Below are 20,775 nucleotides of genomic sequence, written 5' to 3' on the forward strand. Positions count from 1 at the left end.
TCTGAATCATGTTCGATCGCGGTAGTTAAACTTTCTGGGGTAATCAGGGTCTAAGAATTACCAGTAACTGATTCAGGAACACCTCATGCTGCCAACCCGCTTTACCCATGGGCAGGTTCTTTCTGCTCTGCTAATCCTTCTTCTGTCTGTGCAGTCGTCTCTGTCGTTTTCTTCAGAAAGTTGTCAGACAAGCGAATGCAGTGGCTTTCGAGGCTATAGGTTTCCTTTAGCAGCCCTGTTTGTCTCTGCAGTGACCTATTATGCATGGTCTGAGACGCCGGACGTTCCTTTATCCGGTGAGCATGAATCCTGCAGTATTCACCCCTTCGAACTCTGGAAGCCCAGGCTGGACAGAGAATTCTGTCAGTCCCTGGTTTCCCTGAAAGACCGCACAGAAGCGTTGGAACTATTAAGGCAAACGGGAGCTATGCAGCCTGCGACAGTGGCTTGCCATAACTGGCAAGCTGAGCTGGCAGACTATTTCAACTGGCGTTGGCCAGGAAACAACGCCAGCCAATGGCAGCAAATACCTGTAGGGGCTTTTAAGCAAGTGCTTGACATCATCGAAGAAGCTGACTTTATAGGTATTCTGGCTCGCTCTGCCTCGATCTATTCGTTGAATACGATACAGATCAACAGTCAGCAGTTTATCCTGAAAGGCTATATCAACAGTGGCTTTATTATTGTCCCTATGTTGAAAGTGGCTGAATGTTATTTTGTTCCCGAAGAAGAGCCGGTGGCTTTTGGTTTCGATGAGTGGAGTGGGCTAATCGGGGGGCGTATTCATTCCCTGTTCAAAGCCGTGAAGGGGCGTTCTCTTGGGGTCTGGGTTGCTGAGTCTCGCAAACCCTCAAGCCAGGTTGATCTTGATGCCTTGTTCTCGGAGTTTGGGCAAGTTCTGGCGAAGTTTCACCTGCGTCACAGAACTTCAAATTTCAATGGGATTTATACTCTATCCAGAGCGGTTCACCATGACCTGGATTTCAAGAATGTTTTTTATGATGAAAAGACGGGTTTCTCGCTGATTGATACCATTGGGCTTTCTATTTCAGTGCTGGAACCCTCCGAAATGATCCATGATCTGAGTCAGCTCTTTGAAGATATGAACAGAAGCAGGATATCAAAGAGAGGCTTTATCAGGGCTTACGCAAGTCAGTGGCCAGAAGAGACTCAGGCAGTTATCAAGGAGGACTTGGCAGTACTTCAATTGGCGCTGAAGTTGAGATATAGCCCGTAACGTTGGCCCTGAGCTTGTTATCGAAGCCAAAGCGGCAGTCGGGGTCTTTTGAATACACGCTGAATTACTTGGTAGATCATGAAATCGACACTTCGATCTTTCACACTCTCAAAAGCTTTCAAAAGCTTTCAAAAGTAAAAATTACTAATTTGTATCTGAATTGGGTCGGTGATTTTTATATTTAGAGTATGCCACCATGCAACCAAGAGCTGTCCAGCACATGTTTGAATAAAGGTCAGTATAATCAGGTTTTATTTGTCCTTTGTTCATATATTGCATTAAATATGCGGGGGGCTTATGAAATAGGCAATCGGCTAAAAAAAATGTTGCGATTGTGGCAATCGGGCGTCCTACTCTTGAAGGCAAGCATTTATATACAGGTCTAATAATATATTTAAAATGAATCATATCTTTACATTCACTGAATGCCAGTTCAATAGACCCGCAGACTCTGGAAACGGATCTATCAAAAATAGATATGCAATTGCCAGCTATTTTTTTTACCAGCGAACATTTTCTTTTCAGAAGTGGTATTTTATTATTTCTGGCTAAAAGTTTTCCTTCTTCATTGAACTCTTTGCATAAATAAACAGTTTTTTTTGCACCAGTATTTTCTGACATGTGATCAGTAGAGTTAGAAAAGCTCAAAGTTTTTTCTTTGCAAGCACCTATCATTCGTATACCCCACATGATTTTTTATAAATAATTACTACTTTTGACGCGTATTAAAAAAAATAGTTCCTTAAGTACCTGGCCAGTTGGTTTCGCATATTCTGGCAAGTGGATTTTTTCATCCTTCAAGGCGCAACGACGGACGCGTAGCCATAGCTACGCAACCAGAGTTGGAACGCAGAAGGATGGAAAAAGCCGCCGTCCAGAATATGCGAAACCAACTGGTTAGGTACTTACTAGTTAGACCTGATAACAGCAGTGTTATTAAGAAACCAAAGCGTCAACGTGGATTAGTGAGCCTCTTCTTTGCCGATCAGGATTCACCAAATAATCTTACTCAGGCTGGCAGCATGAATCTGAATCGTTGAATGATGTTCGATGGCCGTTGAACTCTCTGGAGTTATCACGGTCATAGAATGATCAGGATCTGATTCAGGAGTACTTTATGCCGTCAAACCGCTTTGCCTGTGGGCAGTTACTTTCTATTCTGCTGACCTCACTGTTCTTAATGCAGACGGCACCTTCATTTTCTTCAGAAAGTTATCATACAGAGCCATGCCGTCGCTCTGGAGGGCATCGGTTCTCTTTGGCCGTCCTGTTTGCGTCTGCAGCTAACTATTTTGCATCGCCCGAGACACCACACTCGCCAGAATCCGGGGAAGATGAATCCTGTACTATCCAGCCCTTTGAACTCTGGAAGCCAAAACTGGACCGTGAATTTTGTCAGTCTCTGATTGCCAGTAAAAACTGCACAGAAGCTTTGAAACTATTAAGAAAAACGCAAGCCATGCAACCTGCAACAATGTCCTGCGATGATTGGCAAGCTGATCTGGAAGACTATTTCAACTGGCGCTGGCCGGGGAACAACGCCAGCCAATGGCAACAAAATCCTGTGCATCACAGAGGGTTACAGTGGGTGACTGACACCATGGATGAAGCTGAGTTCATAGCTCTTCTGGCTCGTTCTCCTTCGGTGTTTTCGTTGGACAGGATCGAGATCAACGGTCAGCCGTTTATTTTGAAGGGCTATGCGGACACTGGCTTTATGATTACCCCCATGTTGAAAGTGGCAGAATGCTACTTTGTGTCAGAAGAAGAGCCCGTGGCTTTTGGTTTTGATGAGTGGAGCGGATGGGTCGCGGGGCGTATGCACTCCCTGTTCAAAGCCGTGAAAGGGCGCTCACTCCATGATTGGCTGGATGAGTCCCGTAAACCTTCAAGTAAGGTTGACCTTGGTGCCTTGTTCTCGGAGTTTGGGCAAATTCTGGCGAAATTTCACCTGCGTCACAGAGATTCGGATTTGGATGGAATTTATACCCTTTCCAGAGCCGTTCATCATGACCTGAATTTCCAGAATGTTTTTTATGATGAAGAGTCGGGCTTCTCTCTGATTGATACCATCGGGCTTTCTGTTTCAGTTTTGGAACCGTCTAAAGTGCATAATGACCTTATTATGCTGTTCAAGAATATGGACAAACACAGAATATCAAAGGGTAGCTTTATCAGTGCCTATGTAGGTCAGTGGCCAGAAGAAGCTCAGGAGAATCTCAAGCAGGAAATAGAGTCACTTTAAATCTTGCAACGAGACGTTTGCCCTGAGCTTGCTACCCAGGCCAAAAAGTGGGTTAAAGGGCGTCTTTTTTACCGGTCTGGACTAAATATAGAACCGTAATCAGGCTGGCAGCATGAATCTGAATCATCGAACGATGTTCGATGGGCGTTGAACTCTCTGGAGTAATTACGGTCATAGAATAACCAATATCTGATTCAGGAACATGTTATGCCGCGAAACCGCTTAGCCTTTGGGCCGTTATTTTTTATTATGCTGACCCTCCTGCTGTTAATGCAGTCCACATATTCTTTTTCTTTGGAAAGTTGTCCGACAGAGCCATGGAGTCGTGGAGGTTATCGGTTCCCTTTGGCCGTGCTGTTTGCGTCTGCAGCTGCTTATTTTGCATGGCCCGAGACACCGCACTCGCCAGTAACCGGGGATGATGAATCCTGTAGTATCCAACCCTTTGAACTCTGGAAGCCGAAACTGGACAGTGAATTTTGTCAGTCTCTGACTGCCAGTAAAAACTGCGCAGAAGCTTTGAAACTATTAAGAAAAACCCAAGCCATTCATGCTGCAACAATGTCCTGCGATGATTGGCAAGCTGACCTGGAAGATTATTTCAACTGGCGTTGGCCGGGGAACAACGCCAGCCAGTGGCAACAAATTCCTGTGCGTTACAAGGGCTTACAGTGGGCGACTGACAACACGGATGAAGCTGAGTTCATAGCTTTTCTGGCTCGTTCTCCTTCGGTGTTTTCGTTGAACACGATACGGATCAACGGTCAGCAGTTTATTTTGAAAGGTTATGCTGAAACTGGCTTTATGATTACCCCTATGTTGAAAGTGGCTGAATGCTACTTTGTGCCTGAAGAAGAGCCGGTGGCTTTTGGTTTTGATGAGTGGAGTGGATTGATCGGGGGGAGGATGCACTCACTGTTCAAAGCCGTAAAAGGACGCTCTCTTCGGGATTGGGTTGCTGAGTCCCGCAGGCCCTCAAGCAGTTTTGATATTGAAGCATTGTTTTCCGAGCTTGGGCAAATTCTGGCGAAATTTCACCTGCGTCACAGGGTTTCGAAATTCGATGGGATTTATACCCTTTCCAGGGCGGTTCATCGAGACCCGAACTTCAATAATGTTTTTTATGATGAAAAGTCGGGTTTTTCGCTGATTGATACCATAGGGCTTTCTGTTTCTGTCCTGGAACCATCGGGAGTGTTTTACGATCTGAATCAACTGTTCCTAGAGATGAACGGAAGTCAGATATCAAAGGATGGCTTTACCAGGGCCTATATAAGTCAATGGCCGGAAGATGTTCAGGAGAGTCTTAAAAAGCAAATTGAGTCACTTCAGGTCGTGCAGATTAACTATACACCATCGTACCGTAAGCCTTGAATCAAGTAACAAGCCGCTGCACAAAGCAGGAGGCTTCAGTGTCTCCTGTTGCTGACTGGCCAATACTGATTTGTTTTTCAAATTGAATATGGCTGATTTTATGCCATTTTTAAGCAGCCTGTATGAGCGATGCAGGCGAATTTCTATGTTTTTTAAATTGGAGTAAAAAATAATCATGCTCAATCCCCTGAACAAAAACATTTTGCTACTTTTTGCGAGCCTTTCTTCTGCTTTGGTAGCAGCAAACCCTATTGTGGAAGGAAACAGTAATGGCATTATATTTGATGCTTCCTGCCCGAACGGAGAAAAGGTTTGTAAAAATCATCCGATTGACTGCCTGGGCGGCTGTGCGCTCAATGCATCAACAGGGGAAACTGTGTTTCAGTGGGAACGCACTATTTTTACAACCAAAGCCGACAAGGCTTCACGGCTTGATATTCAGGCAATGAAAAAGTGTCTTGGCCGCGAAGCCATCCGCACTGCTTTGCTCAAGGGGCAGGAAAACATGCAGGATACCGGTTCAGAGACATTACCCTGCACAGTCACTGGCTCGGAATGGCAATATATCTACCCCCAGTATCATATTTCGGCGCTTACACAGCCTGCTTGTGACAAAACCGAATCTTATCTTGATGAACTGACAGGCAGTTGCCAGAACTGGAAAAATACCGTCTCTGAAGCCGGACTGTGGGTCGGGGTCGGGGCGGCTGCTGTGGTTGCTTTGGTTACATCCTATTTTGTTATAGCACAGGTTGGCAGATGCACCGGATGGTTTCATTGGTTCACTCTTGGAGATGGTGTAGGTATGTGTATTAGAAAGTTCAAATGCTCCAGTTACGAGAGACCCGGCGGTTAATAAAAGGGAGAGGCTGGCATTCCTGCCATTAAGAAAAAACTGATAAATTTTATGTGGATCAGTGGCCCGAAGCCGTTCAGGAGAGTCTTCAGGAGCTAATAGAATCACTTTAATCATTGTTGCCAAGTGCTTGAGCTTGTCAAAGGCTTTGACAAGCTCAGAGCGAAGTATCAAAATTTTGGTTCTTTTGAATTTTCAGTGGGTAAGCAGGCTTCGTTCACCCTACTGAAGTCGAGCTTTCCTGTCAGTGTTTAATACAATCAAACCCTGACAGCCACTAAAAGGTAAATATTAATCGTTTATCAGAACAAACAAAAAGCGAATCACTCAAAAGGGAGAAAAGTCAGAAATAGCAAAGCTCCCCATATGACAGGGGAAACTAAATGTTTAAAGAATGTTTAAAGGACATCCATATAAAATACAATCAAAAAATGTTTAAAGGACATCCATATAAAATACAATCAAACCCTGACAGTCACTAAAAGGTAAATATTAATCGTTTATCAGAACAAACAAAAATGTTTAAAGGACATCCATATAAAATACAATATTGTTTAAAGGACATCCAAAAATGTTTAAAGGACATCCATATAAAATACAATCAAACCCTGACAGCCACTAAAAGGTAAATATTAATCGTTTATCAGAACAAACAAAAAGCGAATCACTCAAAAGGGAGAAAAGTCAGAAATAGCAAAGCTTCCCATATGACAGGGGAAACTAATAACTACGGAAAAGTTGGTCAATTAACTTACGCCATAAAATAAACGACTACAGGCGAACATCCCCTGTACCCAATGCTGCCCCATTTCCTGAGCAAAAGTTTTCATGGCTTCCAGCTTGCCCACTGCCCGATAGAAGCGGCTATTCCATCTCATGGTTTTGAGCCATTCATTTGAATCAATTTCCAGTCGGGTCAGAATGGGTGGAATATCTGAAGGGATTGAACCTTTCTTATCAGATCGAACTGCACGCCCACTCCAGTCAACCAGCTCAAGATAATCGTGAAGAATATAAGGCAATGCCTTAGCCGGGTTTTGCCCTTGTGATCGAAAAGGCAGAAGGGTGATTGGCTGCTTTCGGGTATCAGAGCCTGCCAACTTTTCAATTCGTTCCTGGATCGACGTGTAGTCTGATTCTTCTGGTGTTTCCGATATTTCGGCACGGATCGGATTCAAGTCAACATAGGCCATGCAGGTCAACAACGCTGCTTCATCCAACAACGCCTGACTTTTAAAACGCCCCTCCCAGAATCGACCTCTGCAGCCATCTTCCTGGTTAGCCTCACGGGCAAGATGTTCGTTCAGGCAACGCATGAACCAGCTGATGTTCGTTAATCGATTTCGATACTCTTCAACAAATTCGTCCACGCGAGCCAGTTCCGAATGACTCAGCTGGTCAGCAGCAAGATACCTCTGAACCAGATGCGGACCTGTGAAAAGCCTTGTCCATCGACTCAAAATTTCATCTCGTGTCCACTCTCCGGCAGGTATCTGATTAATATGCAAAACCACATGATAGTGATTCGACATGACAGCATAGGCGCAGACCTCTATAGAAAAGATTGAAACCAGTTCTCTGAGCTTGTCTACAACCCACTGCCGACGGTGCTCGTAATTTTTGCCCGTTAAATGATCTTCTCCACACAAATATGCTCTGCGTACGCACCGAGCTATACAGTGATAATAAGGTGTGGAACCTGGGTCGATCAGAGAACTTCGCGCACGGGTCATAATCTCTCCTGCCGGAACTAAAAATCAGCAACAAGAAAAAAGTAGACAAGCTGGTTTGTTTGTCAAATATAAGGGGGTCTTTTTATTCTTTTTTATGGGTGTCCTTTTATTTTTTTATGGGTGTCCTTTTATTTTTTTTATTCTTTTTTATGGGTGTCCTTTTATTTTTCTTATTTTTGGGTGTCCTTTTATTTTTTTTTTGGGTGTCCCTTTATTATTTTTTAAATGATCTTCTCCACACAAATATGCTCTGCGTACGCACCGAGCTATACAGTGATAATAAGGTGTGGAACCTGGGTCGATCAGAGAACTTCGCGCACGGGTCATAATCTCTCCTGCCGGAACTAAAAATCAGCAACAACAAAAAAGTAGACAAGCTGGTTTGTTTGTCAAATATAAGGGGGTCTTTTTATTCTTTTTTATGGGTGTCCTTTTATTTCTTTTTATTTTTCTTATTTTTGGGTGTCCTTTTATTATTTCCTTTTATTATTTCCTTTATTATTTTTCTTTGGGTGTCCCTTTATTATTCTTTATGGGTGTCTCTTTATTATTTTTATGGGTGTCCTTTTATTTTTTATTTTTCTTATTATGGGTGTCCTTTTATTTTCTTTTTTGGGTGTCCTTTTATTTTTTTTTATTTTTTATTATTATTTTATTTTCTTTATTATTTTTTTCTTTTATTTATTACGATCGCCCCGGGCTAGTCGCAGCTTTCGACATGCTCAGGGCAACCTCAGGTCAACAGAGTGTGAGTCTATCCGCACATAGCCGGATCAGATTTCTGCGGCAAGGCGAGCCCCCTGGTTAATGGCTCGCTTGGCATCCAGTTCGGCGGCAACGTCGGCACCACCGATAAGGTGAACAGGCTTGCTGATGATAGTATCAGCCAGCTCTCTGAGAGGTAATTGACCTGCACAGATGACTACGTTATCCACATCCAGAACCTTTGGCTCACCATCAATGGAGACATGAAGACCACTATCGTCTACCTTGTGGTATTCACAGGAAGGCACCATTTTCACGCCACGCTTGACCATTTCGGTTCGGTGAATCCATCCGGTGGTTTTACCCAGGGTGGCTCCCGGCTTCGTCTTTTTGCGCTGAAGCAGGTAAACCTCCCGTGAACTTTCTTCTTCCCGGGAGCCGGAAGCAGCCAGACCACCCCTGTTGCTGAGACTCATATCAACCCCCCAGTCTTTCATGAAGGCTTCGACATCCAGGCTGTGTGAAGGCCCTTTCTGGGTAATAAATTCACTCAAATCGAAACCAATTCCGCCAGCACCGATCACTGCTACGGTTTTACCGACTTTTGCACCCCTGAAGACATCCAGGTAGGTCAGAACTTTGGGGTGATCCAATCCTTCAATATCGGGTGTACGTGGTGTAACGCCAGTCGCTACGATGATTTCATCAAAATCGCTGTTTTCCAGTTCACTGGCAGAAACCCGGGTGTTCAGTTTCAGATTTACACCGGTGAGCTCTAACTGACGCTGGAAGTATCGAAGTGTTTCATGGAACTCTTCCTTGCCCGGTACCTGTTTGGCAATATTGAACTGGCCACCGATTTTGTCAGCAGCCTCAAACAGGGTGACATCATGGCCTCTGTATGCGGCAGTTGTCGCAAAAGAGAGGCCGGCGGGACCAGCACCCACCACCGCAAGCTTTTTCGGCTTGTCAGTAGGCAGATAGTTTAATTCGGTCTCATGACAGGCTCTGGGGTTAACAAGGCAGCTGACCAGTTTCAATTCAAAAGCATGGTCCAGACAGGCCTGATTGCAGGCGATACAGGTGTTGATTTCATCAGCACGGCCCTCTTCAGCTTTTTTAACCCACTCTGGGTCAGCCAGCAAAGGGCGAGCCATGGAAACCATGTCGGCATCGCCTCTGGCCAGAACCGTTTCAGCCACTTCTGGCATGTTAATACGGTTGGAGGTAATAACAGGAACGCTTAACTCTTTTCTGATTTTTGCAGTGACCCAAGTGAAAGCAGCACGGGGGACCATGGTTGCAATGGTGGGAATGCGAGCCTCGTGCCAGCCAATACCGGTGTTGATAATGGTCGCACCCGCTTTTTCGATCTCTTTGCCAAGCTCTACAATCTCATCCCAGCTGCTGCCGCCTTCAACCAGGTCGAGCATGGAGAGACGATAAATAATAATAAAGTCTTTGCCGGTCTTTTCTCTTACACGACGAATGACTTCAATGGGCAGTCGAATGCGGTTTTCGTAACGTCCACCCCAGTCATCATCACGGTGGTTGGTTTTAGCGACGATAAACTGGTTGATGAAATAACCTTCCGAACCCATGATTTCAACACCATCATAGCCCGCTTTCCGGGCATTCAGGCTACATTGCACAAAGTCTTCAATCTGGCTGTCAATCTCTTCGGGCGTCAGCTCTTTGGGAGGAAAAGGCGCAATCGGTGCTTGCAGGGCACTGGGAGCAATGGCTTTAGGGTGGTAGGCATAGCGACCGGTGTGCAAAATCTGCATACAGATCTTGCCGCCTTCGTTGTGTACGGCCCGGGTGACCAGGCTGTGACCGGCAATCTCTTCTTCTGTTGTAATCTGGGCTGCGTTGGGCAAGCCGCCGGATTCCCAGTTGGGCGCAATGCCGCCGGTCACCATCAGACCGACGCCACCTTTTGCGCGCTCACCAAAGTAAGCGGCCAGCCGCTCGTAGCCACCGGGATGCTCTTCCAGGTTAGTGTGCATGGAGCCCATCAGCACCCGGTTTTTCAACTGTGTGAAGCCCAGATCCAGTGGTTCCAGCAGGTGAGGGTAGAGCTTATGGGGCTCAGAGCTGTGTGGGGAGATGGTCATCGACAGATCCTCATCAGGTTTTTTAAGGGACATTTGTAATTATCTTATCTGGACAGCGTCAAGATAAGACTGTATGTTGACACTGTCAAGATTGAGTATTCATTTTCTGAAACAGAGCACTGTCTTTGAGTAAAAATATGTCAGCCAAGAAGAATTACCATCATGGAGACTTACGACAAAGCCTGATTAATGAGGCAACCCGGATGATCGCCGGGTCCGGCGTTGAGAAGCTCTCTATGCGTGGGTTGGCTGATGCTGTTGGTGTCTCGAGAACCGCAGCCTATCATCATTTCAAAGATAAGAATGAACTTTTATGTGCCATCGCAGAGCAAGGGTTCAATCACTGGTACCAGGAACTGGGAAGCAGGCTGACAGAAGCCCCCGACGATCTTGAAGCCTGGTTTCGTGAGTTTTCCCACGCTTACATCGATTTTGCCCAGAATCATGCCGAACAGTATGACCTGATGTTTGGCCGACCTATCTGGAAGAATGGGCAAGCCACTGATGAACTCAGTAAAATCTCATTTGAAGCTTTTCAGCGTTATGCTGACTTTGTCAAAAAATACTTACCGGGTGACAGCTTCAGTCAGGATCAGGATGCCCTGCGGGTAGCCCAGGTATCCTGGGGCAGTTTGCACGGTTTAAGTCGTTTATTAATTGATGGGGTTTATCTGGATAAGGCCTCCATCAATAGCATGTGCGATGTAGCGGCAAGGTTACTGGTACAGAATATGAAGTCAACATAGCTGCTTTTAGCTGCTCTGATTCATAAGGGCCGCTCGGACTCATCAAAGCTACGCCAGAAAAGGCGAGCCATTCTGATATCATTTTGAGCCATGGATCGACCTGTTTCGGTCATCAGTTTTTCTTCAAAAAGGTTCTGTACTCTTCGGGTTTGCATCAACGCCTGATCGCAGGGGAATTTTCTGACTTCAAGGTTACAGGCCAGTTCGCGGGCTATGCCCCGGGCTCCCATTAGGTCCATGGCATCGGCATCAAAGACAATTTTCGCCTCTAAGGGGGAACGCCCGGAAATCAGATGAGGACGGCACAGCCTGACAATCTCGTACAGCTGAGATTGAACGACGGGATTCAATCCGGTTTCTTTCAAAAGTTTATCGAGTTGCTCCAGATGGTCATGATATTGATGGAGCCAGGCACCCGCTTCAACAAGAAAGGAATTACCCGATTCATACTGATTGATCTTCAGGGCGTATTTTACCACTCGTTCTCCATGCCTCAGGTTGTGGTAAGGGTCCTGCTGCTGATAAAAAACGCTGGCTTTTGCTTTTATGTCGTTCAGGCAGTTCTGCATGGTTTTGCTCTGATCGCGTCCATATCCATTCAGGGAGAACTGTCGGCAGGGTTGGGCAGTACCTTCAGCCTGAATGCCTGAAAATAATAGTATTAATGACAGAGTGGCTGACAGGATTTTGGGAGGCCGGAGTAGACATTGCAATGTATATTCCTGATGAGGTTGTCTGCCGCCCCTGACAGGCGGCAAAACCTTTACGATTTAGCGGGAAAATGCCAGGGCCCTGCGCTCTATCCACCTTATTATCAGTGTCAGGATTCCAGTCAGAGTCAGGTAGATAAGACCCGCCAGTGAGAAAACTGTAAGGGTGTCGTATGTTTGGGCATTCAGGCGAGCGGCATAACCCATGAGGTCCATTAAGGTAATGGTACTGGCCAGTGAGGTTCCTTTCATAACCAGAATCATTTCATTGCCATAGGCTGGCAATGCCCTGCGAATCGCGTGGGGCAGAACGATCCGGGTCAAAGCCTGCTGGCGCGTCATACCCAGCGCCATAGCCGCTTCCCACTCACCGGCAGAGACCGCATCAATAGAACCCTTGAATAGTTGAGTGGAATAAGCCGCGCTATTCAGGGCCAGAGCCAGCATGGCACAGAACCAGGGTTCGCTGAGCAATGACCAGAATACTGTTTCCTGTAGGATCGGAAACTGAGCCGGACCATAATAAATCAGAAAAATCTGCACCAGCAGGGGGGTGCCTGTAAACATCAGGATTTGCAGGCGAACCAGCCAGACCAGAGGTTTAAAACGCAAGGAAAGGATCAGGGTAAAAAGCAAGGCCATGACCAGACCAGCCAGCAAGCTGACTAAGGTCAACTCCAGGGTGGTCTGAAGACCTCTTGATAGGAGGGGCAGGTATTCATACAAGGATTCCGGCATTATACGTTCACCGTCCTGATATGTTGACTGGTTTTCTGTTTCATCTTGTTCAGGCAATGTTGACTGATCAGGGTGATCAACAGATAGATGGCACCAGCTGTTGCGTACCAGGTAAAAGGTTCATAAGTCTGGGATGAAACCAGTTGTGCCTGACGTAGCAGGTCCGTCACGCCTATCAGGGCGACCAGTGCCGTATCTTTCAGAAGCACCAGCCACTGATTGCCCAGCCCGGGTAGTGCGTGGCGCCAGGCCTGGGGCAGTATCACTCGATAAAAACAGCGGACAGAGCTGATACCCAGAGCTTTGGCCGCTTCCGACTGCCCCCTGGGAACGGCCATGAAAGCACCCCGCAGAGTCTGGCTGGCATAGGCTGAAAAGATCAGCGACAGGGCAACGGTACCGGCTGTGAAAGGACTGATCTCGATAAATTCATCGGTAAGCAGAAAGAGCAGGTGAGTCGCACCGAAATAGATAAAGAAGACCACCAGAATCTCGGGCATTCCTCTGATAAGAGTGACCCATGAAACGGTCAGGTATCTAAGCAACCGGAAACGGCTCAGTTCACCCAAAGCCAGCAGGGCCGCGAGTATCAGGCCCAGAAGCAGGGAAGAAAGCGCCAGTCCCAGAGTCATCAGAGTTGCATTGAAGAAGAGATCAAGCATGGGTACATGGGTCTGTCAGTTAATAAAGAGACTGCAACTGGGCAGGATGCAGTTCAGGCTTTGTTAAAGTATTTGTCGTAGATTTTTTGGTAAGTGCCGTTTTCTTTAAGTTTTTTCAGGGCAGAATCAATTTCTTCCTTCAGTTTGTCCTGTTTTCTGACTGCAATCCCGTAGCCGATGCCAAAATAATCTGCATCTTTCACCTCCGGGCCTGCCTGGGCATAGAGACCTTCGCCTCTTTCTTTCATCCATTCTCTGGCAACCGCAGTATCGGCGAAGACCGCATCAACCCGGCCACTGGTCATATCCAGGAAAGCATTCTGGAATGTGTCATAAGGACGGACCTTAACACCCTGACTCTCCAGCTTTTCGATCAGATACTGTTGATGGGTTGAGCCGTTCTGAACACCCACAGAGTGACCCTTGAGTGCTTCAATAGACGTTAATCCCTTGTTTTTGTCGGTGACAAAGATGGCCGAGTTCTCATAATAAGGGCCACTGAAGTCGACTTGCTTGAGACGGTCTGGAGTAATGTCCATCCCTGAAATCACTGCGTCAAAACGGCGGAACTTCAGACTGGGAATAAGGCTGTCAAAGGACTGATTGCTGAACGTACACTCTGCTTTCAGTTCGTTACAGATGGCTTTGGCCAGATCAATATCAAACCCTTCCAGTTGATTGTCTTTACCCACAAACTCAAAAGGAGGATAAGTGGCTTCTGTGGCAAAGCGAATAGTCTCGACAGCCTGAGCCTGAGTGAATTGAGCGCCAATGAGTGTGGCAACAGTCAAAGCACTGGTCGCCAGCAGGGAAGCGAACATCTTTTTCATTTTTTGATACTCCAGAAATCATGAAAGTCTATAAACAAGCCAGTGCAGTCAGGCGTAAGGCTCCATTCCATAAACAGCAGACTTGTTGAAGTGCGGTGACACCATCCTTCAAAAAGCTCAGGAATAAAGGAGTGTTTATCTGCATCAGTACCTGGCTGCAATGGTCGGAGACACTGTCTCCGGTGGGTCAATGTTCCAGATAGCTGCGAAAAGCCTCTGTCCGGGGGTGAGCAAAGTGATCGGATGATCCATCTTCAACAATATGACCATCTTCAAGATAAATCACCTTGCTGGCAATTTTTCGCGCAAATTCGACTTCGTGAGTGACAACTACCTGGGTGATACCGGATTGGCTCAGCTCCCTGATCACTTCTACCACCTGATTGGTGATAGCCGGATCAAGAGCAGCAGTGGGCTCATCGAATAAAAGAACGTCTGGCGACAGCATCAGGGAGCGGGCAATAGCTACCCGTTGCTGCTGGCCACCCGACAGCGAAGAAGGCCAGGCGTGGGCTTTTTCAGACAGGCCAACACGTTCGAGCAGTTCTCTGGCTTTGGTGGTGGCTTGTTCTTTGGGCATACCCTGTACGACCGGAGCCTCAATCAGATTGCCAAGCACGGTCATATGTGGCCAGAGATTGTATTGTTGAAATACCATGCCTACCCTGCGTCTCAGGGCGCAAGCCTGTTTGTTCAGGTGCCTGCTGTTATGGCCATTGTTGAAATTAAACGCCATATCAGCGATTTTCATGGTGCCCTGGTCGGGTGTTTCCAGCAGGTTGAGCATGCGCAGCAGGGTGCTTTTACCTGCACCGCTGGCCCCCAGAAGAACGGTGGTTTCACCCCGGGGAATATTAAAACTGATATCTTTAAGAACCTGTGTGGAGCCAAATGCTTTGCTGAGGCCCTCAACGACTATGCCCATTGCCTTTCATCTGCCATTTTGTGAGAATTCCCGCTTTGCCGGGTATGAGATGCAGCGGGTTTTTTTGTGCTCATGACTGTGTGAGAGTACTGCCCATTGCAAGGTGTTTGTGGTGCTTGCACAAAAAAGCCTGTCCCGATTTTATCGTATGGGCAGGCTTCAGGGCTGACGGAGTCCGTTGAGCTTGACCCTTTCTTACCAGAAAAGCATAGGCCGAACAGACGACTGGTTCACACAAAAATAGATTCTCTTATATGAATATGGATAAAATCAAGTATTTTTAGAATACTTATTCATAATTGGTGCTTTTTTATCCAGAAGAGGCCAGGGATTCTGGTCACTACTGCCTGGGAATTCAGGAGCAATGAACAAAGGTTATGGCCAGTCAAAAACAGGAAGAACTCATTAAGGCTTTCAGACAGCTGCTTAAAGAAGAGCGCTGCGGGTCCCAAAGCCAGATCGTTGAGCAACTTCAGAGTCAGGGCTTTGATAATATCAGTCAGTCAAAAGTTTCCCGGTTACTTTGTCGCCACGGTGCTGTTCGTGTTCGCAATGCCCGCAATGAACAAGTGTATTGTCTGCCCCCGGAACTGGGGAAAATGGATTCCAATATTGCCGTCAGAGATCTGGTGGAAGACGTAGCTAACAACGGCATGTTGATCGTGATCAAAACCAGTCCGGGGGCTGCCCAGATGATCGCACGGCTGTTGGATTCCGTCGGCCGCTCCGATGGTATCCTGGGGTGTGTAGCGGGCGACGACACTATTTTTGTAGCTCCCGTTTCCTCTGCTGAAATTGACAGGCTTCAGGACGGTATCGTCAAGCTGTTTATGTAACACCCTGATTATCATTGGACTGATTGACATCCTCGCAGAACGTGAGTGCGAGATGCTGTTTTGTACGTCAATGAATTAATAATTTTGAGCGGACCCGAACTGTTGCTGAATGAGCTGATGGGCTGGGTAAAGCCTGCCACAGGCATATTTACCCGGTTCATTTTTGTCTATATGCTTGTGGCTCATTTTTTCAGTGCTTCCAGAGTCGATGGCATCACCCGGTTTCAAGATAGCGCATAACGTTAATCCAGAACACATGAGTGCGATCCTGTCCGGTAGTTGGGACCGGTATCAGGCGTTACCTGATGCTGTGCAGTTATTTTCTGAACTGATTTCAGGGGACCTCCAGACGCTTGATCTCCTGACCGACGCTTCCTTTCAATGGGATTCGCTGTTTTGTGCCTGGTTGCTCAAGCTTCAACGACACTGTGATAGTAATAATATAAAGTTGTTACTCTCCGGGTTGCCGGAAGATGTCCAGAACCTTCATCAGTTGGCCATCGCAGTTCCTGTGGAAAACGTTTCGACTAAAAAGACTTTTTTTTCACTGCAGTCACTGCAATTCCTGACGAAAGGAGTGTTTCAGTGGCTGGAAAATGTTGTTCTTTTTTTGGGCGATATCACGCTCGGAATAATCAGAATGTTCAGGTTGCGCAGCGATGTCAGACCTGGTGACTTTTTTCAGTTTTTGCATCAGACCGGGCCAGCGGCATTACCCATCGTGACCTTACTGAGCTTTCTGGTAGGCATGATTCTGGCCTACCTGGGGACAGTCCAGTTACGACAGTTTGGTGCTGAAGTTTACGTGGCTGATCTGGTGGGTATTGGTATGGTGCGGGAAATGGGGGCTTTGATGACCGCTATCATCATGGCCGGTAGAACAGGCGCTGCCTACGCCGCACAGCTGGGTACCATGCAGGTCAATGAAGAGGTTGATGCTCTTACCACGCTGGGCATCAAGACCGTTGATTATCTGGTGCTTCCGAGAATGCTGGCCCTTATTGTGGCCATGCCATTGTTGACGCTTTATAGCGATGTATTGGGAATGCTGGGAGGCTCGGCTGTGGCTCTCAGTATGGACATCACCTTCACCCAGTATTTTCATCAGCTTTCCGGTTCCTTCGCCATGGCCGATGTGATGACAGGCTTATTTAAAAGTCTGGTGTTCGCTATTTTGATCAGTTTTGCCGGGTGTCAGGCCGGACTGGCCTGTGGCCGCTCTTCTGCGGCAGTGGGTAAGGCAACCACTACGGCGGTGGTTACTGCTATTGTCTATCTGGTGGTCGCGGATGCAGGTCTGAATATTCTCTATTTCCAGATGGGTATTTGATAATGGAGCAGCCAGGTCCCCAAGCTACGGATAGAAAAAGCGCAGCAATAGAAGTCAGCCAGCTGACTATGAAATACGGCAGCAACCTTATACAGCAGGACCTGACCTTTAAGGTTCACAAAGGCGATGTGTTTGTGATCATGGGAGGTAGTGGTTGTGGTAAAAGCACTTTGCTCAAGCATATGATCGGACTCTATCAGCCAGCCGCCGGAACCATTGCCTATGAGGGGCGGGACTATTTTTCTGCCACAGACAACCAGCAGCTGGAAATGCGGAAGCGGTGGGGAGTCACTTATCAGAGTGGTGCCCTGTTCAGTGCCATGACTTTGGCAGAAAATGTCGGTTTTCCTCTCACCCAATATACCCGGATGAAACCGGCAGAGGTATTCGATCTGGTGCGTTACAAGCTGGCTCTGGTCGGGTTGGCAGGCTATGAAAACTATTATCCGTCACAAATCAGTGGTGGTATGGCCAAGCGTGCCGGTCTGGCCAGGGCTATGGCTCTGGACCCTGACGTGCTGTTTTTCGACGAGCCGTCAGCCGGTCTTGATCCTCTCAGTGCCAGGCGGCTGGACGATCTGATTCTTCAGCTCAGTCAGTCACTGGGAGTAACGATTGTGATCGTAACCCATGAACTGGAAAGTATTTTTGCCATAGGCTCCAATGGCGTATTTCTCGATGCGCAGACTAAAACACAGCTGGATACGGGGGCTCCGTCCTATATGCTGAATCACAGCTCTCAGCCCCTGGTCAGAGACTTTCTGTCCCGAGGGCAGAGCCATCAGCGGGCTTCTGAGAAGAGCTTTCAGCGGTCTTCCGGGGAAAGAGGACGATGAATAAAAAAAGGTACTCCATTTTTGCCGGTCTGTTCGTGATTACCATGATCGGACTGGCAGTGGGTCTTGCCATGTTTGTAGGCCAGGGCAGTTACTCCAGTCACAGCAAAGAGCGTTATGAGCTGATCTACGACAGTAGTGTTATGGGTCTGAATATTGGAGCTCCTGTTACGCTGCGAGGGGTCAAAATTGGTGAAGTCACGGATATCCGCACCCAGCTGTATGTGGACAAGGAAGAGTTATTAAATACGGTGATTATCGATATCTATCCGGACATGGTTATTGGTAAGGGAGGAAAAGTTCCTGAAGATATCATGAAGCAACTGGTGTTCCGGGGACTGGCAGCCAAGCTCAAAACCCAGAGTCTTCTCACAGGATTGTTGTACGTCGAAGTGGACTTCTACAAAACCAGTGCGCGAACGATTCCTGTCTCTACACAATACCCTCAGCTCCCGACGGTGCCCACTGATTTTGAAACCATTACTCAAGATCTGGACGAAATGAACCTGCCTGCGCTTATAGCAGACTTGAAAAGTATTGCCCACAACCTGAATACCATCAGTAGCAGTCAGGCATTTCAGCAGATGCCGACAAAACTCAATAAGGCTTTTTCACAGTTTGGGGCTATGTCAGAGGATATGGCTAAAAGCATGTCAGACATCAGGGATGAATTTGTCCCTATGGCTGATAGCATGAACCAGATGTCTCAGGCTATTGAGAGAGAACTGCCAAAAACGCTTGGTCGGGTAAGCGAGGTATTATCCTCTGTAGAAGCTGCCCTGAAAGCACTGGAGCAAACGACAATGGAACTGAGTGATACCCTGGCACCTGACTCGCCTCTGATGTATCAATTGGATCGCAGCAGTAAGGATATCAGTCGCTCGGCAGATGCTGTCAGGGAGCTGGCAGAGTTGTTGGAAGAACAGCCGGGTTCAGTGTTGTTGGGCAGAGATACAGGGGAGTAATGTCATGAAAAGTCATGTTAAATGGTTTCTGCCTCTGATTGCCGTGTTTCTTATGTCGGCCTGCGTGAGTCAAGTCAGACCTTTTCAGTACTACACTCTGAAGCCGGTAGTTGAGGGGGAGTCCGGTCAGACTAGAGTATCGTCAATCGGAGTGGCTCCGGCCAGAATCCCGGGCTGGATGGATCGATCTGGTCTGATTATAAACGACGGGGGGTACAAACTTATCCGCTTCGATAATCAGCGTTGGGGTGAACCACTACAGGATGCAATCACACGTACCCTGACTCAGAATCTGATGGCATTATTTCCTCACTCTGATATTCAGGCCGGACCCTGGTTGAGGAGTCAGGCACCTGATATTGCTGTGGCAGTTGACATTAATAATCTGGCCTGGTCTGGCAATAACATGGAGCTGGATGCCAGTTTTACCCTCCTTAAAAAACAGGCAAGCGTTGAATTTCGCACCGTCAGGTTAACCAGAAATCTCCCAAAAGGAAGCACTTCTGAGCAATGGGTTGAAAGCTTCAGTTATTTGCTGGCTGATCTGAGTCAGCGAATAGAGAAGGGCATTGTTGCTCAGCATTGAAGAGTTGTTGGGTCGCCTGGACGGGGTCGCCCAGACGGGGTCGCCCAGACGGGGTCGCCCAGACGGGGTCGCCCAGACGGGCGCTATTCTCGGTCAGCCTACTAGTGCGGCGGGTCCTTTGGAAGAAAGTCATCGTGCATGACTTCTTCATACGTCCACGGACATTCTGAAGGGAAGGTTTTAAGGAGTAACTCGGTTTGCTTGGCCGCAAGGACGACGGCTTTTTGGTAGGCTTTTTTATACAGTTCTGCCTTCCTGAGCTTCAGACCGGGGTTTTCATCAAGTAAATCTTTAGCCTTGGCTCTTTGTAAAATGATGGAGTCTCGCCAGCTTCTTGAACGTCGCTCTGGCTGGTATTGCCATTTTAATAAGTGCATGAGCAGTTGCATCAGGTGACTGGTTAATGAACGCGGCTCATACTTCCCCATATCTTCCACTTCTTCAGCAAGGTTATCGAGATCAAGTTCGTCGAACCGGCGTTCTTTAATGAGTTGAGCCTGCTGTTTAGTCCAGCTATAGAAGTCGGACTCGTAAAGTGTTTTCTGATCATTATCCATGATGTAATTCCCCCGTTAATTTCAGCAGAGTATAGGACAAGTATTGTAATGTCATTCCCATCAATACCAACCAGCGTAGATCGCTACTGAACCGGCTATTGGGTCGCACCGGGGCCGCAATTTTACTGGATCAGACACGTCAACACGGCAGGTCAGCATTCCGGTTTCAATCAGCTTGATAGCACAGAACGACTGTAATGCTTTCACAAGTCATCGTCATCGTCATCATCGTCAACAAGATGTAGATTAATGATCTTCAATCTTAAGCGTTCTATTTCTTCTTCCAATCTCATATCAATTTCTTTTTTTAAGATTACAGATAAAACCTCATCTACTCTTGATCTGACAGAGAAAAGTTCAGAAAAAGAGCAAAGGTGGGGTGTGATTTCAATTTTAATGTAAGGAACTTTTCCGCATAAGTCATGAGCTTTTAAAATATGCAAATCGTGATGGTAGATTAGTTCCTTTCTGCATATTGGGCATGTGTCTTTTTTTTCTCTTTTATTCCAGCGTGAAATACAACGCTCATGAAATGTATGCTGACAGCATAAAGAAATACCTTTATCCTCATAGTGCAATATTTCAAGACAAATAGGGCAGATTGATTGGGCAGATACCGCATTTGAAATAAAAAAAATAATTATAAAAATTAAAAAATGTCTGATTGTATTAATTTTCATATTATTAAGCCCGTGATAGATTTGCTTTCTGAAGTGTGGCCGATGCTTTAGTTATGAAGGATATTAAACGACCCGGAAAGATCCAGAAGGCCGACCAATTTGCTGCG

21 protein-coding genes are annotated in these 20,775 nt (G+C 46.8%); 11 read left to right on the plus strand and 10 right to left on the minus strand.

Going from position 1 to position 20,775, the window contains the following annotated elements; all coding sequences use genetic code 11:
• Positions 1-85: 85 nt before the first annotated feature.
• A complete protein-coding gene (locus tag ACO6V5_RS01255; protein ID WP_422134732.1) occupies positions 86-1,237 on the plus strand; it encodes a hypothetical protein in 1,152 nt (383 codons plus the stop codon).
• A gap of 144 nt (positions 1,238-1,381) precedes the next feature.
• On the opposite strand, the gene ACO6V5_RS01260 is transcribed toward ACO6V5_RS01255, so the two are convergent.
• A complete protein-coding gene (locus ACO6V5_RS01260; RefSeq protein ID WP_422134731.1) occupies positions 1,382-1,912 on the minus strand; it encodes a hypothetical protein in 531 nt (176 codons plus the stop codon).
• Between the two features lie 442 nt (positions 1,913-2,354).
• Here ACO6V5_RS01260 and ACO6V5_RS01265 point away from each other — a divergent pair, with 442 nt between their 5' ends.
• The 3 genes from ACO6V5_RS01265 to ACO6V5_RS01275 all read left to right on the plus strand — a co-directional run bounded on the left by ACO6V5_RS01265 (position 2,355) and on the right by ACO6V5_RS01275 (position 5,712).
• Positions 2,355-3,482 (plus strand): hypothetical protein, encoded by a 1,128-nt coding sequence (locus ACO6V5_RS01265; RefSeq protein ID WP_422410902.1) that lies wholly within the window; start codon positions 2,355-2,357, stop codon positions 3,480-3,482.
• A 345-nt stretch (positions 3,483-3,827) separates the two neighbouring features.
• Positions 3,828-4,856, plus strand: coding sequence for a hypothetical protein (locus tag ACO6V5_RS01270; protein WP_422410900.1), 1,029 nt, complete (start codon positions 3,828-3,830; stop codon positions 4,854-4,856).
• Positions 4,857-5,031: 175 nt separating this feature from the next.
• Entirely contained in the window at positions 5,032-5,712 is a 681-nt protein-coding gene (locus ACO6V5_RS01275; RefSeq protein WP_422410898.1) for a hypothetical protein, read from the plus strand.
• A 746-nt stretch (positions 5,713-6,458) separates the two neighbouring features.
• Here the strand turns inward: ACO6V5_RS01275 and ACO6V5_RS01280 are convergent.
• Together ACO6V5_RS01280 and ACO6V5_RS01285 are read right to left on the minus strand one after the other, a co-directional pair.
• A complete protein-coding gene (locus ACO6V5_RS01280) occupies positions 6,459-7,445 on the minus strand; it encodes a transposase (RefSeq protein WP_422138619.1) in 987 nt (328 codons plus the stop codon).
• A 773-nt stretch (positions 7,446-8,218) separates the two neighbouring features.
• Positions 8,219-10,267, minus strand: coding sequence for an FAD-dependent oxidoreductase (locus tag ACO6V5_RS01285; protein ID WP_422137130.1), 2,049 nt, complete (start codon positions 10,265-10,267; stop codon positions 8,219-8,221).
• A gap of 137 nt (positions 10,268-10,404) precedes the next feature.
• Between ACO6V5_RS01285 and ACO6V5_RS01290 the strand changes: the two genes are divergently transcribed.
• Positions 10,405-11,013: a TetR/AcrR family transcriptional regulator gene (locus ACO6V5_RS01290; protein WP_422138618.1), complete on the plus strand. Its 609-nt coding sequence runs from the start codon at positions 10,405-10,407 to the stop codon at positions 11,011-11,013.
• Positions 11,014-11,033: 20 nt separating this feature from the next.
• Here ACO6V5_RS01290 and ACO6V5_RS01295 read toward each other — a convergent pair whose 3' ends face one another.
• The 5 genes from ACO6V5_RS01295 to ACO6V5_RS01315 form a co-directional block, all read right to left on the minus strand.
• Positions 11,034-11,726 (minus strand): HD domain-containing protein, encoded by a 693-nt coding sequence (locus ACO6V5_RS01295; RefSeq protein ID WP_422138617.1) that lies wholly within the window; start codon positions 11,724-11,726, stop codon positions 11,034-11,036.
• Between the two features lie 57 nt (positions 11,727-11,783).
• Entirely contained in the window at positions 11,784-12,461 is a 678-nt protein-coding gene (gene artM / locus ACO6V5_RS01300; RefSeq protein ID WP_422134724.1) for an arginine ABC transporter permease ArtM, read from the minus strand.
• Entirely contained in the window at positions 12,461-13,123 is a 663-nt protein-coding gene (gene artQ, locus ACO6V5_RS01305) for an arginine ABC transporter permease ArtQ (RefSeq protein WP_422138616.1), read from the minus strand. The genes artM and artQ overlap by 1 nt, the downstream gene beginning before the upstream one ends.
• Before the next feature lie 53 nt (positions 13,124-13,176).
• Positions 13,177-13,953 carry a lysine/arginine/ornithine ABC transporter substrate-binding protein gene (locus ACO6V5_RS01310; protein WP_422134722.1) on the minus strand — a complete coding sequence of 259 codons (777 nt, stop codon included), beginning with the start codon at positions 13,951-13,953 and terminating at the stop codon, positions 13,177-13,179.
• A 187-nt stretch (positions 13,954-14,140) separates the two neighbouring features.
• Complete coding sequence (locus ACO6V5_RS01315) at positions 14,141-14,878, minus strand: ATP-binding cassette domain-containing protein (RefSeq protein ID WP_422134721.1); 738 nt, start codon at positions 14,876-14,878, stop codon at positions 14,141-14,143.
• 377 nt (positions 14,879-15,255) lie between these two features.
• Here ACO6V5_RS01315 and argR point away from each other — a divergent pair, with 377 nt between their 5' ends.
• The 6 genes from argR to ACO6V5_RS01345 all read left to right on the plus strand — a co-directional run bounded on the left by argR (position 15,256) and on the right by ACO6V5_RS01345 (position 19,431).
• A complete protein-coding gene (argR, locus tag ACO6V5_RS01320; RefSeq protein WP_422134720.1) occupies positions 15,256-15,714 on the plus strand; it encodes a transcriptional regulator ArgR in 459 nt (152 codons plus the stop codon).
• An 84-nt stretch (positions 15,715-15,798) separates the two neighbouring features.
• The gene (locus ACO6V5_RS01325; RefSeq protein WP_422138615.1) at positions 15,799-15,954 is read left to right on the plus strand and encodes a hypothetical protein; all 156 of its coding nucleotides are present in this window, start codon (positions 15,799-15,801) and stop codon (positions 15,952-15,954) included.
• The gene (locus ACO6V5_RS01330) at positions 15,923-17,044 is read left to right on the plus strand and encodes an ABC transporter permease (protein WP_422134718.1); all 1,122 of its coding nucleotides are present in this window, start codon (positions 15,923-15,925) and stop codon (positions 17,042-17,044) included. Before ACO6V5_RS01325 ends, ACO6V5_RS01330 begins: the two co-directional genes overlap by 32 nt.
• A gap of 2 nt (positions 17,045-17,046) precedes the next feature.
• On the plus strand, positions 17,047-17,880 hold the full coding sequence (locus ACO6V5_RS01335; protein ID WP_422134717.1) for an ABC transporter ATP-binding protein: 834 nt from the start codon (positions 17,047-17,049) through the stop codon (positions 17,878-17,880).
• Entirely contained in the window at positions 17,877-18,845 is a 969-nt protein-coding gene (locus tag ACO6V5_RS01340) for an MlaD family protein (RefSeq protein ID WP_422134716.1), read from the plus strand. The genes ACO6V5_RS01335 and ACO6V5_RS01340 overlap by 4 nt, the downstream gene beginning before the upstream one ends.
• A gap of 4 nt (positions 18,846-18,849) precedes the next feature.
• Complete coding sequence (locus tag ACO6V5_RS01345) at positions 18,850-19,431, plus strand: PqiC family protein (RefSeq protein WP_422134715.1); 582 nt, start codon at positions 18,850-18,852, stop codon at positions 19,429-19,431.
• 101 nt (positions 19,432-19,532) lie between these two features.
• Here ACO6V5_RS01345 and ACO6V5_RS01350 read toward each other — a convergent pair whose 3' ends face one another.
• Together ACO6V5_RS01350 and ACO6V5_RS01355 are read right to left on the minus strand one after the other, a co-directional pair.
• Positions 19,533-19,988 (minus strand): DUF29 domain-containing protein, encoded by a 456-nt coding sequence (locus ACO6V5_RS01350; protein WP_422134714.1) that lies wholly within the window; start codon positions 19,986-19,988, stop codon positions 19,533-19,535.
• A 203-nt stretch (positions 19,989-20,191) separates the two neighbouring features.
• Positions 20,192-20,668, minus strand: coding sequence for an RING finger domain-containing protein (locus ACO6V5_RS01355; RefSeq protein WP_422134713.1), 477 nt, complete (start codon positions 20,666-20,668; stop codon positions 20,192-20,194).
• Positions 20,669-20,775 lie beyond the last annotated feature (107 nt).

It is taken from the genome of Endozoicomonas sp. ALD068, from assembly GCF_049310145.1.
Classification (GTDB): Bacteria; Pseudomonadota; Gammaproteobacteria; order Pseudomonadales; family Endozoicomonadaceae; genus Endozoicomonas_A.